Genomic DNA, 15,339 nt, shown 5'->3' with positions numbered 1-15,339 from the left:
CATTGTTCGCGACGCTTGTGTCGCGGCATCCGGGTCGCGCGATCATGCCGGATCAAGCACGGGCAAGGAAGCCCCCGACCGGCGATAATCAACATGTCTTTAGCCGGGCGATAGCCTGTTGGGCCAACGGCAGGTCGGCGGGAGGCGTCGTCGCCGGCCGCGCCTGCCTTGCGATTTGCCACAGAAATGAGCAGTTCGCGTTCCCGTTGCATGAATTCGCGCCTGATGCGCCGGGTCCGCACGCCCTTCCGCTTCAGCTGTCCCTCGCCGTCGCCGGATGCGAAACGTGTAATGGGTCGCATTTTCACTTCTTGCGCGCATGAAACATTGTGTGACACATTTGTGGCACGGATGTTGCTTGGGACATTCGTGTAAGTGCGAGCGATAACAAGCGGCAAGGGCCGCGGGGGATGAATTAATGTCCGATCAACATCACATCATATACAAACTCAACGACGTGCCTTCGCCGGGCGCCTCGTTTCTGGCTGCCATCCAGCACATTCTGGCCAGCATCATCGGCATCGTCACGCCGACGCTCATCATCGGCGGCGCTCTGGGGCTCGGCGTTCACATGCCGTATCTTCTGGCCATGTCGATGTTCGTTTCGGGCGTCGCGACCTTCATTCAGTGCCGGCGCATAGGGCCGGTCGGGTCCGGCCTTCTCAGCGTTCAGGGCACCAGCTTCGCCTTTCTCGGGGTCATTCTGGCAGCCGGTTTCGCGGTCAAGGGCAGGGGCGGCACGCCGGAGGATATTCTGGCGATGATTTTCGGGCTCTGCCTCGTCGGTTGCGTGGTCGAGATCGTGCTCAGTCAGTTCATCTCCCGGATGGGCCGCGTGGTCACGCCGACGGTGACCGGTATCGTCATTACCGTGATCGGTCTCAGCCTTGTGAAATCGGGCTTCACGGATTTCGCCGGCGGCGCTGGCGCCGGTGAAGCGCTTGGCGCGCCGGTCAATATCTTCCTCGGCCTGCTCGTTGTTGCGGTCATCATCTTCTTCTCGTTTTCCAAACAGCCCATGGTCAGGATCGCCGCGATCATGCTGGGCCTTGTGGTCGGCTTCATCGTCTCGATCTTCTTCGGCATGGTGAATTTTTCGCAGCTCGGCACGCAGCCCGTGTTCGCCGTTCCCGTGCCGCTGAAGTTCGGCCTGGATTTCGATCTCGGCCTGTTCATCCCGATCGCTTTCGTCTACCTGATCACCGCGATCGAGACGACCGGCGACCTGACGGCCAATTCGGTTATTTCCGGCGAGCCGGTTCAGGGCGATGTCTATCTGAACCGCATCAAGGGCGGCGTGCTTGCAGACGGCATCAACTCCGGCCTAGCGGCGCTGTTCTGCACCTTCCCGAACACGACCTTCAGCCAGAATAACGGCGTTATCCAGATGACCGGCGTGGCCAGCCGCCATGTCGGCTTCTATATTGCGGGCATCCTCGTGGTGCTCGGCTTCTTCCCGATCATTGGCGGCGCGTTTCTACTGGTGCCGAAGCCCGTTCTTGGCGGGGCCACGGTGGTGCTGTTCGGATCGATCGCCGTCGCCGGCATCCGGATCCTGGCCTCCGAGCCGATCGACCATCGCAAGGTCTATATCATGGCGGTCTCTTTCGGCCTCGGGCTTGGCGTCACCCTGGTGCCCCAGTCGATGCAGCAGATGCCGGATATCATCCAGAAGGTGTTCGCCACGCCGATCACCCTGTCTGGCATTTCGGCGATCCTGCTCTCGCTGGTCATTCCGGAGCGGGCGGGCAAGACGATCGATGCCTGAAGCTGAATGAGCGTCGCCTTTGCGGCTCTCGATTTTTCTGGCGCCCCGGACGTATCGTCCGGGGCGCTCTTGTTTGTTCGTCACGCGGACTTGGGTGGCGGTCGCACCTCGCCTTGAGGCGCGTATCGACCGACAAATGTTACTCGGAGAGAGAGGCCGGAGACTTTGAACCGTAAAACGAAGAACACCCCGGCGCAGGGATTGCCGAGGTGTTCCTGGAGGTCATCGCGAACGCGGCTGCCATGGAGACCAAAGACGGTAGACGGCCGTCTAAACCAATCCACGATGAATATGGTCACGTTCTGCTGAACGCTATAAGACAAATCTAATGAATTACGCCCCTTTAGTCAATCAGATGATTAAAATAAGTTTGCCGCACCAACTTCACAGTTATTGGTCGCGTTCAGCCCGCCTTTTTGAGGGGAAGTCCTCAACGACATCTGCTCGTTAAACGAGTGATCACGGGGCGTTATCGGTGACGGTGTCTGCTAATATGAGTTCCGTTTAATATAAGTGTATAATAAATTTCTAAAGTTTTTACATCTCTTACTATCTGTTGAAAGAGAGTAATTTATATCATTTGCCTTAAAAATACATGTAATATTGAAAAAACAAAAAACCGGGGTATCTTGTCTAAATACTCTCATAGGTAGAGAGTTGGCGAGTAAGCTCTTTTTAGGGGGAACGGCACCATGGCCGACAATCATAAGCCGCTTTTTTACAAAACGCCGCAGGTCCTGCGGTTTGAGGACCACAAGGATCTTGCTCTGGACAAGAAGCAGGATTTTTCCTTCGCGGCCGGAGCCAATGCGATACCGCTTGCGCCGAGCGAGTTTCTGCCGGCGGTGAGGCATTATCCGATTGTGTTCGTGCGGGGCGGCGACAGCCTATCCGCGGTAGCGGTGACGGGTCTGAAGCAGAGCCAGAACCTGTTCGTGGATGAGAGCGGGCAATGGCGCGCCAACACCTATATTCCAGCTTATGTGCGGCGCTATCCGTTCATTCTCATCCAGTCGGAAGACAGGACGCAGACGGTGCTCGGGTTTGATGCCGATAGCAAGCGCATCCAGCCGGCGGGCAAACTGAAGGATGCGCAGCCGTTATTCGCTGAAGACGGCACGGCAGGCGATGGCGCCCGTCCGATGATGGAGTTCTGCAATGCCTATCATCAGCAGAGCCTGCAGGGAGAAGAGTTCGTCAAGGCGCTTGAGGCGGAAAACCTGCTTGAAGACAAGCACGTGGACATGACCTTCCCCGACAAGAGCCGCTATCGCCTGGATGGCCTGTTGACGGTCAATGCCGAGCGGTTCCGGGCTCTCCCGGCCAAGACGATCGAGGAGTGGCACAAGAAGGCATTCCTCGACGCGGTCGTGCTCCACCTCGCGTCCGCCCAAAACTGGCAAAACCTGTTGGAGCTACAGGAAAAAACTTCAAGCCCCAAGGCGGCGTGACCGGGTGAGTAACCACCAACAAAGGAGCAAATGACAATGAAACGACGTCTCAGCAATCGCACTGCACAATTTATGGTTGTATTTCTCGCCTCGACCGGGGCTGCTCTTGCCGCCGATGATGATGTCATGCCGAGTTCCACAACCGTAGCTTATGGGGACTGGACACAGAACTGCATGCTGATTCAGATGCAGAAGGAAGGTGAACCCCAGCCTGGCGCCCCGCAGCGGGTCTGCGAGGTTCGTCAGGTGCTTAATGCCCAGCAGGAGGGCGGGGAAGTGCAGCGTCTGATGACGGTCGCCGTCGGCAAGCTGCCTGAAAGCGACACGGATCGGCTCGTGATTCAGACGCCGGTGAACGTGGCCCTTCGCTCTGGCGTGACGATGCGCCTGGGAGAAGCGGCCGCGCAGCCGACCAAGGGTGGAGCCGTCAGCACCGTTGAAACCGAGGGCAGCGAGCAGATCCTTCTGACATACATGACCTGCAACCAGGTCTGCATCGCCGAGAAGGAACTGTCGGAAGCGCAGATGGAGATGATCAAGACGGCGCAGGCCGCGAGCGTCACATTCGATATGACGAGCGGTCAGGAACTGAGCGTGCCCTTGTCGATGAAGGGGTTCAGATCGGCGATTTCCGCCGCCGCGCCTGTCAACTGAGAGCCGCGCGCTGCTCATCGCAAAGAAAAGACCGCTTCGGACATCCGAAGCGGTCGATCTGTTTATGGCGAACTGAAACGTTCCGTTTCGCGGGCCGCGCGGCGCGGTTACGGAAAATCTTCGCTCAGATCGAGAAACTGGTGCCGCAGCCGCAGCTTGCGACCGCGTTGGGGTTCTGGATCTGGAAGGACTGGCCGAGAAGGTTGTCGACGAAGTCAATTTCGGAGCCGGCCATATAGACCAGCGAAATCTCGTCGATCAGCACTTTTGCATCGCCGCGGGTGATCACCACGTCATCGGCTTCCGCGTCTTCGGCGAGATCGAACTTGTAGGAGAAACCGGAGCAGCCGCCGCCTTCCACGGCAACGCGCAGGGCCTTCTTGCCGTCCTCGGCTGCGATGATCGCGGCGATCCTCTTGGCCGCCGCCTCTGAAAGCGTGACAGTCTTGGTGTCCATTGTCAGTCTCCTGAGCCCGGCGGGCGGGCTGAAATCGGTGTTTTGGCGCAAGGAATGATCCACGCCTTCCAATGGCCTTTGATCTTAGTTAAGAACGGCGATGACAGCCGTCAACGGTCTATCTGCAACCGGGTGGCCGGCAGGACGCAAGCAGGAACACTTCCCGCGACAGGAATAAGCATGACAATCGACAAATCGGCATTGGGTTTCGGCGATGTGGCGCTCGCGCCCTATGCCTGCAATCCGTGGGAAAGCCGCGGCCGGCTCTATCCCGAGCCCGACAGCCTGACGCGCTCGCCGTTTCAGCGCGACCGCGATCGGATCATCCATACCACCGCCTTCCGCCGGCTGAAGCACAAGACCCAGGTCTTCATCGCCAATGACGGCGATCATTACCGAACCCGCCTGACCCACACGATCGAGGTGGCGCAGGTCGCCCGTTCGCTTGCCCGCGCGCTCCGTCTGGACGAGGATCTTGCCGAGGGCGTGGCGCTGGTGCATGATTTCGGCCATACGCCGTTCGGCCATACCGGCGAGGATGCGCTGCACGAGAAGATGGCGGCCTATGGCGGCTTCGACCATAATGCGCAATCGCTCAGGATCGTGACCAAGCTGGAGCGCCGCTATGCCGAATTCGACGGCATCAACCTGACCTGGGAGGCGCTTGAGGGGCTCGTCAAGCACAATGGTCCCCTGCAGGATGCCGAAGGGAAGGGCATTGATGGACCCGTTCCGCAGCCGATCCTCGATTATTGCGCCCGCCATGATCTATGGCTTTCGACCCATGCCAGCATGGAGGCGCAGGTGGCCGCGATCGCCGATGATATCGCCTACAACACGCATGATATCGATGACGGGCTGCGTTCGGGCTATCTGAGCTACGACATGCTGGAGGAGGTGCCGTTTCTGGCCGGCCTTATGTATGAGGTGCGCGATCGCTATCCCGGGCTGGAATCGAGCCGGTTCACCAACGAGATCATGCGCCGCCAGATCACCGCCATGGTCGAAGACGTGATCGGCGTTGCCCAGGAGAACCTGCGCACGGTCGCGCCGCAATCGGCCGATGAGGTGCGCCGCGCCGGCATGACGCTGGCCACCTTCTCGCCGGCGATGGCGGAAATCGACCGGCAGATCAAGAAGCTGCTGTTCCATCATATCTACCGCAATCCGGACATCATGGTGATCCGCAAGGGCGCGGCTCAGATCGTGACCGATCTTTTCGATGCCTATATAGCCGACCCGAAGCTGATGGGCGCGCATTCATGGAGCGAGGGCATCGAGCGGCTGGAGGACGCGCAGCTTGCCCGCCATGTGGCTGACTATCTCGCCGGCATGACCGATACCTATGCCTACAACACGCACCGCCAGTTGTTTGACCATACCCCTGATTTACGGTAGGAGCCCGGCAAACTGCGCCCTTTTGCGCCGGCCGCGCGGCGGCGGATGGAAATAGACATGAACCTTTTTACCGATTTCGAACAGAGACTGAACGAACAGCTGCTGACGATTGCCGAAATCGCCGAAAAGCGCGACACGCTGGATTTCACCCGCATCGTGGTGGAGCCGCCGCGCGACCCGAGCCATGGCGATATTGCCGTCAACGCCGCGCTGGTGCTGTCCAAACCGCTTCAGACCAAGCCGCGCGACCTTGCCGAAAAGATCGTTGCCGCGCTTGAGACCGATGAGGATATCGCCGAGCTTTCGATCGCCGGTCCGGGCTTCATCAATATCCGGTTTTCCGCGCGATACTGGCAGCGCGTGCTGCTCGCGCTGGTCCGCGAGGGCGAGGATTTCGGCCGCAGCGAAATCGGCAAGGGCCGCAAGATCAACGTCGAATATGTCTCCGCCAACCCGACGGGGCCGATGCATGTCGGCCATTGCCGCGGCGCGGTGGTGGGCGATACGCTTGCCAATATCCTGGATTACGCCGGCTTTGCGGTGACCAAGGAATATTACATCAACGATGCCGGCGCGCAGGTCGACGTGCTCGCCCGCTCCGCCTTCCTGCGCTATCGCGAGGCGCTGGGCGAGACGATCGGCGACATTCCCGAGGGGCTCTATCCGGGCGATTATCTCGTGCCGGTCGGCGAAGCGCTGAAGGCGGAATTCGGTCCATCGCTGCACAATCTGCCGGAAGACCAGTGGATGCCGATCGTCAAGGAAAAGGCGATCGACGCCATGATGGAGATGATCCGCGCCGATCTCGCCGCGCTTAACGTCACCCACGAGGTGTTCTTCTCCGAGCGTCAGCTTCATGCCGACGATGCCGCGGCGATCCGGTCCGCGATCAACGATCTCACCTTCAAGGGCCATGTCTACAAGGGCACGCTGCCGCCGCCGAAGGGGCAGATGCCGGAGGACTGGGAGGACCGCGAGCAGACGCTGTTCCGCTCCACCGAGGTGGGCGACGATATCGACCGGCCGCTGATCAAATCGGACGGCAGCTACACCTATTTCGCCGCCGACGTCGCCTATTTCCGCGACAAGTACGAGCGCGGCTTCGACGAGATGGTCTATATTCTGGGCGCTGACCACGGCGGCTATGTGAAGCGTCTGGAGGCGCTCGCCAAGGCGGTGTCCGGCGGCAAGACCAAGCTGACGGTACTGCTCTGCCAGATGGTCAAGCTCATGCGCGATGGCCAGGAGCTCAAGATGTCCAAACGCTCCGGCAATTTCGTGACGCTGCGCGAGGTCGTCGACGAGGTTGGCCGGGATTCCGTGCGGTTCATGATGCTTTACCGCAAGAGCAGCGAGCCGCTCGATTTCGACTTCGTCAAGGTTACCGAGCAATCGAAAGACAATCCGGTATTCTATGTCCAGTATGCGCATGCGCGCTGCATGTCCGTCCTGCGGCAGGCCCAGGAGAACTTGCCCGGACTGGAAATTTCACAAAAAACACTGGAAGATGCGGTAAAGCAGGCGACTTATGAGCCGGAAGAACTTAGAGTTGTGGCCAAGCTTGCGGAATATCCGCGGGTAGTCGAATCGGCGGCGACAATGCGAGAGCCGCATCGGCTGGCGTTTTATCTCTATGATCTGGCGTCGCAATTCCATTCCCACTGGAATAAAGGGAAGGAAAAGCAGGAGTTACGCTTTATTAATGAGAGTGACAGACAATCAACGATTGCGAAGCTCGGACTCGTATCTTCTGTCGCTGCCGTATTGCGTTCCGGACTGGCTCTCACGGGAACCGACGCGCCGCAGGAAATGCGTTAGGTCCACCTGCACTCTCCCGTCGGCCTTTTAGGCCGATGGCAGCCTCGGTGGTTTGAAAATGGCAGACAAGAACAAGCCGGGTAACGGCAATAATGGCGGTTTTGACGAGGACGATCCCTTTGCCGAACTGGCGAGGCTGATTGGCACGTCCGACAATGAGCCGCCGCGCCGACAGGAAGGTCCGTACCCGCCGGAAACGGCGGATGACCTGACGGACGAGCTTCTGCGCGAGTTCGAGAGCTTTTCCGCTCCGCCCGAACGGTCCGACCCGTCGTCGCGCCACGCGGCGGAGCCGTCCTTCGCGCCGGAAGAGGAGGACCGTTACGGCGAGCCCCAGCCCTTCGAGCCCGACGAGCAGCCGGCTTCGATCTGGGACAGCATGCCGGCCGAACCCGCGCCTGCGGAAGAGCAGCCGGATGATTTCGGAAGCTTCGAATTGCGCGGTTCGCTTGGCGGATACCAGCCGGAAGAACCCCGCCAGACCGATGTGACGCCCCCCGCCGAGGAACCGGTCGCGCCCCCGCCGCCATATCAGTCGGGACCGAGCTACGCGCCGACGGCGGAATACGAGCCGGAGCCGCCGCACCAACCGGAACCGGAATACCAGACGGAACCCGCATACGAGCCCGAGCCGCGGCAGCCGGCGGCGCATGAGGATCAGGAGCTCGATCTCGATCTCGACGAAATCGCGCTTGAGCTTTCGGAGCTCGAACTGGCCGATGATGGCCCGGGACCGCTGGACGAGGTGGCGGCTGGCGACGACGATCGCGACGGGGACTTCGATCCGGCCGCGCTGATTTCGACTGAAGAGCCGCCCGCGCCGGTCGATGAGCTCGACCTGCCGCCGATGGGCGACGACGAGGTCGTGCCGGCCCGCGCCTCCGCCGAGCCTTACGAATTCGACCTCGACGAGGAGCTTGCCGATGTGCTGGCGAGCCAGCCGGCTCTGGTCGATCCGCTGCAGGAGCCGCCCGCCCAGCCGGACCTGCCCGAGGAGGTTGACTATTACGCCGCCGCTCACAGCGAAGCCTATGACGAACCCCTCAGGCAGGCCGTTCCGCCGCAGGCCGGCTACAACGATGCTGCCGAGGGCTTTGAAGCTGCGGTCGATGACGACTATTACGACTTTGATGATCGCGAGCGCCGTCCGGGCCTGCTGCCTGCGACCTTCCTCGGAGCAGGGCGCGTCGCCCTGATCGGCATCGCCGCGATTGCGCTGGCCGTGCTGTTCGTGTTCGCGGGCATGCGCTATTTCGCTGGCGATGGCGGCGGCGAGCCGGTGGTCATCACGGCCGACAATTCAAGCGTCAAGGAAGCGCCGGAGGATCCAGGCGGCGAGGTCGTTCCCAATCAGGACAACGCCGTCTTCAACGATGTGTCCGGAACGCTGGCCGAAGCGCCGCGTCAGGGCAGTCTGATCGCCTCCGATCAGGAGCCGACCGATGTTGAAAGCGTCGCGCCCAATCCGCTGGCCGGCAGTGCTGCGAGCGGCACAGCTAATACCGGCGGTCTCGAGCCGCGCAAGGTCAGAACCATGATCGTCAGGCCCGACGGCACGCTGGTCGAGCGCGATGTGGCCGAGGCCAGTTCTTCGCCCTCGACCGGGGTCAGAAAGATCGAGACGCAGACCGCGCTTCCCGATGAGAACGGTCAGCTTGTCACTTCCGTGCCTCAGGACAGCACGAATGCCGGCGACGAGACCGCTTCGTCCTCGCTGACACCCCCGTCATCGCAGGCGACGACCGCCTCGCAAACGGCCGGAGCAACGGACGAAACGGGCGCGGAAACGCCGGCCGCCACCGCGCCGTCCACCGTGGCAGAAGCTGCCGCCGAGGGTGCAGTCGAAGCGACCGAAGAGCCGGTCGCCACGGAAGAGCCCGTGCAGGATTTCGGCATCGCCAATGTGCCGCTGCCGACGCGGCGGCCTCCGGGCGGCGCGCCCGCGCGCGTTGCCGCCGCCAGCCCGGCCCCCGCCGCTTCGACGACCACCACAACGCCTGCCGCCGCCGCGCCGCAGCCAAGCGCGCAAGCAAGTTCGGCCTATGCCATGCAGATCGCGTCGCTGCCGTCTCAGCAGGAAGCGGAGCAGGCTTACCGGCGGCTCAGCGCACAGCATCCGGCGGTGCTCGGGCGTCGACCGGCGGAGATCGTTCCCGCGACGATTGCCGGCAAGGGCACTTATTATCGCGTGCGCATCGGGGCTTCCAGCCTTTCGGAAGCGCTATCGCTGTGCGAGCAGTACAAGGCGGAAGGCGGAAGCTGCTTCGTTCCACGCTGATCTTTGGCCGCGTGGGCGCGGGATTGGTGTTTTTGCAGTGCAGGACCACACAAAATTGTGCATGAATGTCGGGGCTTATTCTTGCTTTGGTCCCGATCCCATATGATTCGCCCATGACAGACGCTGCGAAAGCCATGATTCTCGGTTGCGCCGGCGCCCGCCTCAGCGCCGAGGAGAAAGCATTCTTCCGCGCGGAGCAGCCGTGGGGCTTCATCCTGTTCGGCCGCAATGTCGAGACGATGGAGCAGGTGAGGGCGCTGACGGCGGAGCTGCGCGCGGCTGTCGGCCGAAACGCCCCAGTTCTTATCGATCAGGAAGGCGGAACCGTCCGTCGCCTGCGGCCGCCGCTGGTGCGCGATTATCCCGCCGCGTCGGTGATCGGAAAGCGCTATGCCGGCGCTCCCGATGAAGCGAAGGAGGCGGCCTATGCCTGCGGGCGGCTGATCGCCGCCGATCTGCTGTCGGTTGGCGTCGATGTCGATTGCGCCCCGGTGCTCGACATGCCCCCGGAACCCGATACCGGGTTCATCGCCAATCGCGCCTTCGGCTCGGACCCGGAACAGGTGCGGGTTCTGGCCCAGGCCATGGCCGACGGGCTGAAGGCCGGCGGCGTGCTGCCGGTGATCAAGCACATGCCGGGCCACGGGCGCGGCCTTGCCGATTCCCACATCGGCCTTCCGGTGGTCAAAGAGCCGCTGGCACTGCTTGCCGAACGCGATTTCCGGCCGTTTCGCGAACTCACCGGCATCCTGATGGCGATGACCTGTCACGTGCTGTTCGATGCGGTCGATGCCGAGAACCCGGCCTCCACCTCGGCGAAGGTGGTCGAGCAGGTGATGCGCGGCTCGATCGGTTTCGACGGGCTGATCATCTCCGACGATATTTCCATGAATGCGCTTGCCGGCGATATCGGCGAGCGCGCCCGCGCGGTCGCGGCCGCCGGCATTGACATCATTCTTCACTGCAACGGCAATATGGATGAGATGCGGGCCGTTGCTGACGCCGCCCCGGCGCTTGCCGGCGCAGCCCTGATCCGCGGCGAACGGGCGCTGGCGGGCCGCCCCGCGGCCGATGACGCCGATCTCGATGCGCTCTCCCGCAGGCTCGACGACCTTCTTCAGGCGGGGAGCTGACCATGCAGGAAAGCTTCTTCCCCGAAAGCGAAAACGCCACCGTCGAGGTACGCGCGGCGGGCGAGGCGGTGCTGGTGATCGATGTCGGCGGTTTCGAGGGGCCGCTCGACCTGCTGCTGCATCTGGCGCGCACGCAGAAGGTGGATCTGGCGCGAATCTCGGTTCTGGCGCTTGCCGAGCAATATCTCGCCTTCATCGAAAGCGCGCGCCGCATCCGCATCGAGCTTGCCGCCGATTATCTCGTCATGGCCGCCTGGCTCGCCTATCTGAAATCGCGACTGCTAATCCCCAAAAGGCCGAGCGACGAGGAGCCTTCGGGCGAGGATATGGCCGCCACGCTCGCCTTCCGCCTCAAGCGGCTGGAGGCGATGCGCGATGCCGCGAGCCAGCTCATCAACCGCAACCGCCTCGATCGCGACGTCTTCCGCAGGGGCGCGCCGGAGCACATCCCCGATGAAACCGGCTCCCGCTACATGGCGTCGCTTTACGAGCTTCTGGACGCCTATGCCAATATGCGCCAGCGCGAGGCGATCAGCGAGGTGACGATCGCAAAGCGCCATGTCTGGTCGCTTACTGACGCGCGCGAGCTGTTGCAGGGCCTGATCGGCGAGATCGGCGAATGGACGGCGCTCGATCGCTATCTGCTGCGCTACCTCACCCGGCCGGAGGATCTGCGCACCGCGATCGCCAGCACCTTCGCCGCATCGCTGGAGCTGGCGCGCGAGGGCCGGCTTGATCTGAGACAGGACGAAGCCTTCGCGCCGCTGATGATGCGTCGCGGCAGAGGCAGGAGCGAGCCCTTCACCGGCGAGGCCGCCGAATGAGCGAGCCCGAGGACAACGAAGAATCGTTGAGCCCGGAACGCATGCTGGAGGCAGAGCGCATTGCCGAGGCGCTGGTTTTCGCCTCCGCCGAGCCGGTGAGCGAGGCCTATATCGCCGAGCGCATTCCCGAGGGCGTGGATGTCGCGGAGCTGATGACGGCGCTTGCCGAGCAATATCGCAATCGCGGCGTCAATCTGGTGCGCGTCGAGGACCACTGGGCGTTCCGCACCGCCGCCGACCTTTCCTTCGTTATCCACCGCGGCGAGCGCGAGGCGCGCAAGCTCACCCGCGCGGCACTCGAAGTGCTGTCGATCATTGCCTATCACCAGCCGGTGACCCGCGCCGAGATCGAGGAAATCCGCGGCGTCCAGACCTCCAAGGGCACGTTGGACGTGCTGATGGAGGCGGGCTGGGTGCGGTTTCGCGGGCGCAGGCGCACGCCCGGCCGTCCGGTCACCATGGGCACCACCCGCAGCTTTCTCGATCACTTCGGCCTTGAGGAAATCCGCGATCTGCCGGGCCTTGAGGAACTGCGCGGCGCCGGCCTGCTGTCTGGCCGGATCCCGCCCGGCTTCCAGATCCCGCTGCCGCTCAATGACGACGAAGACCTCACCGATGACGAGGAGCCGCTGGATGCCGCGGACCTTGAGGATCTGGGGCTTTTGACACCGGGCGGTAAACATGATGAATAAGCTCTAGAAAAAGCCCTCGCGCCGATGTATGGCGAGGCAAAACGTTCTGGAGCGGCGATGAATTTTGCCCGGCGTCCTGTAGCCGAGAGCGGTCTGACCGCGCGGCTCGGTTTCGAAGATATCCGCCACGGCTATGGCCAGGGCGACGTCGTCAAGGGCGTGTCGCTGTCGGCCGCGCCCGGCGAGGTCCTGTGCCTGCTGGGGCCTTCGGGATCGGGAAAGAGCACGCTTCTGCGCATTGCCGCTGGCCTTGAGCAGCCGCATCACGGTCGATTGCTGATCGATGGCGTCGAGGTGACAGGGCCCTCGACTTTCCTGCCGCCGGAGCAACGCGGCATCGGATTGATGTTTCAGGATTTCGCGCTGTTTCCGCATATGACGGTCGCCGACAATGTCGCCTTCGGCCTGCAGCGCCTGCCGAAAGCCTCCCGCCAGGCCGCCGTCGGCGAGGCGCTGGCGCGCGTCGGGCTTGCCGGCTACCGCGACAAATATCCGCATATGCTGTCGGGCGGCGAGCAGCAGCGGGTGGCGCTTGCGCGCGCCGTCGCCCCGCGCCCTTCCGTGCTGTTGATGGACGAGCCGTTTTCCGGCCTCGATTCGAGGCTGAAGGATCAGGTGCGGGCCGAAACGCTCGGCGTTTTGCGCGAGACCGGCGCGACCGTCATGATCGTCACCCATGACCCCGGCGAGGCAATGGGCGTGGCCGACAGGATCGCCTTGCTAAAGGACGGATATCTGGTGCAGACGGGCACGCCGCGCGCGCTGTTTTCCCGGCCCGAGAGCCTGTTCGCCGCCTCTTTCTTCTCTGAAATCAATCGCTTCGATGGAAAAGTTGAAGCGGGAAGGGTCGAGACCCCGTTTGGCAATCGTCCGCTGGCCGTCGCCATGGCCAATGGTCCTGTCACGATCGCGATCCGCCCCGGCGATATCCGGCTGAGTGCGGAGGCGACGCTTTCCGGCCAGCCGGCAGAGGTGCTCGAACGCCGCTTTCTCGGGACCGAGGAACTGTTCCGGCTGAGGATCGAGAGCACGCCGTATGTTCTCGATGCCAGCGTTTCCGCCGGCGCGATCGGCGAGGGCGCGGAACGGGTTTTTGTCGAAGTCGACGATCAGACTATTTTGGTATTTGAAAATCGCGAGCAAACGCCTTACACCAGAGACACCTAAGTAACAGGAGATTTGGTTATGGGTAATCTCGGTATCTGGCAGCTGCTCATCATTCTGGCGATTGTCGTGCTGCTTTTCGGCCGCGGCAAGATTCCCGAACTCATGGGCGATGTCGCCAAGGGCATCAAGAGCTTTAAGAAGGGCATTTCGGACGACGACGAAAAGCCGGCGGACAAGGACAAGACCGTCGAGCACACTGTTGAGCACAGGGCAGACGAGACCAAGCAGGGCTGATGCCGGGCAGCCGGCAACGGCTGGCCGCAGGAGAATGTGAATGCTTGACATTGGCTGGACCGAGCTCTTGGTCGTGGCGATCGTGCTGGTCGTTGTCGTCGGGCCCCGCGAACTTCCGCATGTGCTGAGAACCTTCGGCAAGACCATGACGAAGTTCCGGCGCATGGCGTCCGATTTCCGCTCCCAGATGGACGATGCGCTGAAAGAGGCGGATATGGAAGACGTCTCGACGGCGATCCGGGACGTCAGAAAAATCAATCCCGCCAATCAGTTGCGCGACGCGATCAATCCTTTGCGACAGACCGCGCGGGATATCGACAACGATCTCAAAAAATCGACCGCGCTGGACAACAAGCCGAAACCCAAAGCCGATGGGCCGGAGTTGAAGAAGGCGTCCTATCCCACGCCCGGCACAAACCCCGATGTCTCCTCCGTCAACGCGTTCGACAAGGCGGCGGCGAAGAAGGATGAGCCGACGCTGGTCTCGAAGCCCCGGGACGAAAAGCTCATCAGCCACAGGCCCGGCTTCAAGGCTGCACCCAGGCCGGTCAAATCGAAATCGTCCGGTGGACGCAGGAGCGGGCGATGAGCGCGAACAATGATATCGACGACAAGCCGCAGCCGCTTGTCGAGCACCTGATCGAGCTCAGGAAGCGCCTTGTCTGGTCGCTGGTGGCCTTCTTCCTTGGCTTCCTGCTCTGTTTCGCCTTCGCCAAGGATCTCTTCAACATTCTGGTGCTGCCCTATAAATGGGCGGTGATGTGGTCCGGACACGATCCGGAGAAGATGCAGCTCATCTATACCGCGCCGCAGGAATTCTTCTTCACCCAGATCAAGATCTCACTGTTCGGCGGCCTGCTGCTGGCCTTTCCGGTGATCGCCTTCCAGGTCTACAGTTTCGTTGCCCCCGGTCTTTACAGGAACGAACGTTCGGCCTTTCTGCCGTTTCTTGTCGCATCTCCGATCCTGTTCATCATCGGCGGCGCCATCGTCTATTTCTTCCTGATCCCGGTGGTCATGCTGTTCTTCCTCGGCATGCAGCAATCCGCGGGAGAGGGGGAGGTGGCGATTTCGCTGCTGCCGAAGGTGTCGGAATATCTGAGCCTGATCATGTCGCTGGTGCTGGCCTTCGGCCTGGTGTTCCAGTTGCCGGTGGTCACCACGCTGATGGCGCGCGTCGGGCTTGTCTCGTCGGAATGGCTTGGCAAGCAGCGCAAATTCGCGATCGTGATCGCCTTCATCATCGCCGCCGTGCTGACCCCGCCCGATCCGCTTTCGCAGCTCGGTCTCGCGCTTCCGACCGTGCTTCTCTACGAGGTCGCGATCTATGCGGCGCGGATCGTGGAGCGCAAGCGCGTCGAAGCGGCAGAGGAAGAGAGCGCCTCGGAAGAGGACGAGGCTTAGTCCTTGCGCTTTCGATATGAGTTGGGCACAAGAGGGCCGCCGGGAAATCGACCGGCGCCCC

General features: G+C 62.1%; 14 protein-coding genes. 13 read left to right on the top strand and 1 reads right to left on the bottom strand.

All coding sequences use genetic code 11. The features are described from left to right. The first annotated feature begins 418 nt into the window (after positions 1–418). The 3 genes from V6767_RS00510 to V6767_RS00500 all read left to right on the top strand — a co-directional run bounded on the left by V6767_RS00510 (position 419) and on the right by V6767_RS00500 (position 3,873). On the top strand, positions 419–1,768 hold the full coding sequence (locus V6767_RS00510; RefSeq protein ID WP_448471626.1) for a uracil-xanthine permease family protein: 1,350 nt from the start codon (positions 419–421) through the stop codon (positions 1,766–1,768). 692 nt (positions 1,769–2,460) lie between these two features. Further along, on the top strand, positions 2,461–3,219 hold the full coding sequence (locus V6767_RS00505; protein WP_448471625.1) for a SapC family protein: 759 nt from the start codon (positions 2,461–2,463) through the stop codon (positions 3,217–3,219). Between the two features lie 36 nt (positions 3,220–3,255). Beyond that, complete coding sequence (locus V6767_RS00500; protein WP_448471624.1) at positions 3,256–3,873, top strand: invasion associated locus B family protein; 618 nt, start codon at positions 3,256–3,258, stop codon at positions 3,871–3,873. 124 nt (positions 3,874–3,997) lie between these two features. On the opposite strand, the gene erpA is transcribed toward V6767_RS00500, so the two are convergent. Beyond that, the gene (erpA, locus tag V6767_RS00495; RefSeq protein WP_230718284.1) at positions 3,998–4,330 is read right to left on the bottom strand and encodes an iron-sulfur cluster insertion protein ErpA; all 333 of its coding nucleotides are present in this window, start codon (positions 4,328–4,330) and stop codon (positions 3,998–4,000) included. Positions 4,331–4,510: 180 nt separating this feature from the next. Here erpA and V6767_RS00490 point away from each other — a divergent pair, with 180 nt between their 5' ends. The 10 genes from V6767_RS00490 (at position 4,511) to tatC (ending at position 15,278) form a co-directional block, all read left to right on the top strand. Further along, positions 4,511–5,728 (top strand): deoxyguanosinetriphosphate triphosphohydrolase, encoded by a 1,218-nt coding sequence (locus V6767_RS00490; protein ID WP_448471623.1) that lies wholly within the window; start codon positions 4,511–4,513, stop codon positions 5,726–5,728. Positions 5,729–5,785: 57 nt separating this feature from the next. After that, positions 5,786–7,546, top strand: coding sequence for an arginine--tRNA ligase (argS, locus tag V6767_RS00485; protein ID WP_448471622.1), 1,761 nt, complete (start codon positions 5,786–5,788; stop codon positions 7,544–7,546). A gap of 58 nt (positions 7,547–7,604) precedes the next feature. Then, complete coding sequence (locus V6767_RS00480; RefSeq protein ID WP_448471621.1) at positions 7,605–9,824, top strand: SPOR domain-containing protein; 2,220 nt, start codon at positions 7,605–7,607, stop codon at positions 9,822–9,824. A 113-nt stretch (positions 9,825–9,937) separates the two neighbouring features. Next, complete coding sequence (nagZ, locus tag V6767_RS00475) at positions 9,938–10,957, top strand: beta-N-acetylhexosaminidase (protein ID WP_448471620.1); 1,020 nt, start codon at positions 9,938–9,940, stop codon at positions 10,955–10,957. Positions 10,958–10,959: 2 nt separating this feature from the next. Continuing rightward, positions 10,960–11,781 (top strand): segregation and condensation protein A, encoded by an 822-nt coding sequence (locus V6767_RS00470; protein ID WP_448471619.1) that lies wholly within the window; start codon positions 10,960–10,962, stop codon positions 11,779–11,781. Further along, a complete protein-coding gene (gene scpB, locus V6767_RS00465; RefSeq protein ID WP_448471618.1) occupies positions 11,778–12,473 on the top strand; it encodes an SMC-Scp complex subunit ScpB in 696 nt (231 codons plus the stop codon). Before V6767_RS00470 ends, scpB begins: the two co-directional genes overlap by 4 nt. Before the next feature lie 57 nt (positions 12,474–12,530). Continuing rightward, positions 12,531–13,640 carry an ABC transporter ATP-binding protein gene (locus V6767_RS00460; protein WP_448471617.1) on the top strand — a complete coding sequence of 370 codons (1,110 nt, stop codon included), beginning with the start codon at positions 12,531–12,533 and terminating at the stop codon, positions 13,638–13,640. A gap of 18 nt (positions 13,641–13,658) precedes the next feature. Next, positions 13,659–13,874, top strand: coding sequence for a twin-arginine translocase TatA/TatE family subunit (locus V6767_RS00455; RefSeq protein ID WP_448428578.1), 216 nt, complete (start codon positions 13,659–13,661; stop codon positions 13,872–13,874). Between the two features lie 40 nt (positions 13,875–13,914). After that, a complete protein-coding gene (tatB, locus tag V6767_RS00450) occupies positions 13,915–14,463 on the top strand; it encodes a Sec-independent protein translocase protein TatB (protein ID WP_448471616.1) in 549 nt (182 codons plus the stop codon). Further along, positions 14,460–15,278: a twin-arginine translocase subunit TatC gene (tatC, locus tag V6767_RS00445; RefSeq protein WP_448465639.1), complete on the top strand. Its 819-nt coding sequence runs from the start codon at positions 14,460–14,462 to the stop codon at positions 15,276–15,278. The genes tatB and tatC overlap by 4 nt, the downstream gene beginning before the upstream one ends. Positions 15,279–15,339: the final 61 nt, after the last annotated feature.

It is taken from the genome of Martelella sp. FLE1502, from assembly GCF_053484255.1.
Note: the sequence above shows the minus strand (reverse complement) of the source record. Positions and strands in the feature narration are given on the sequence as shown.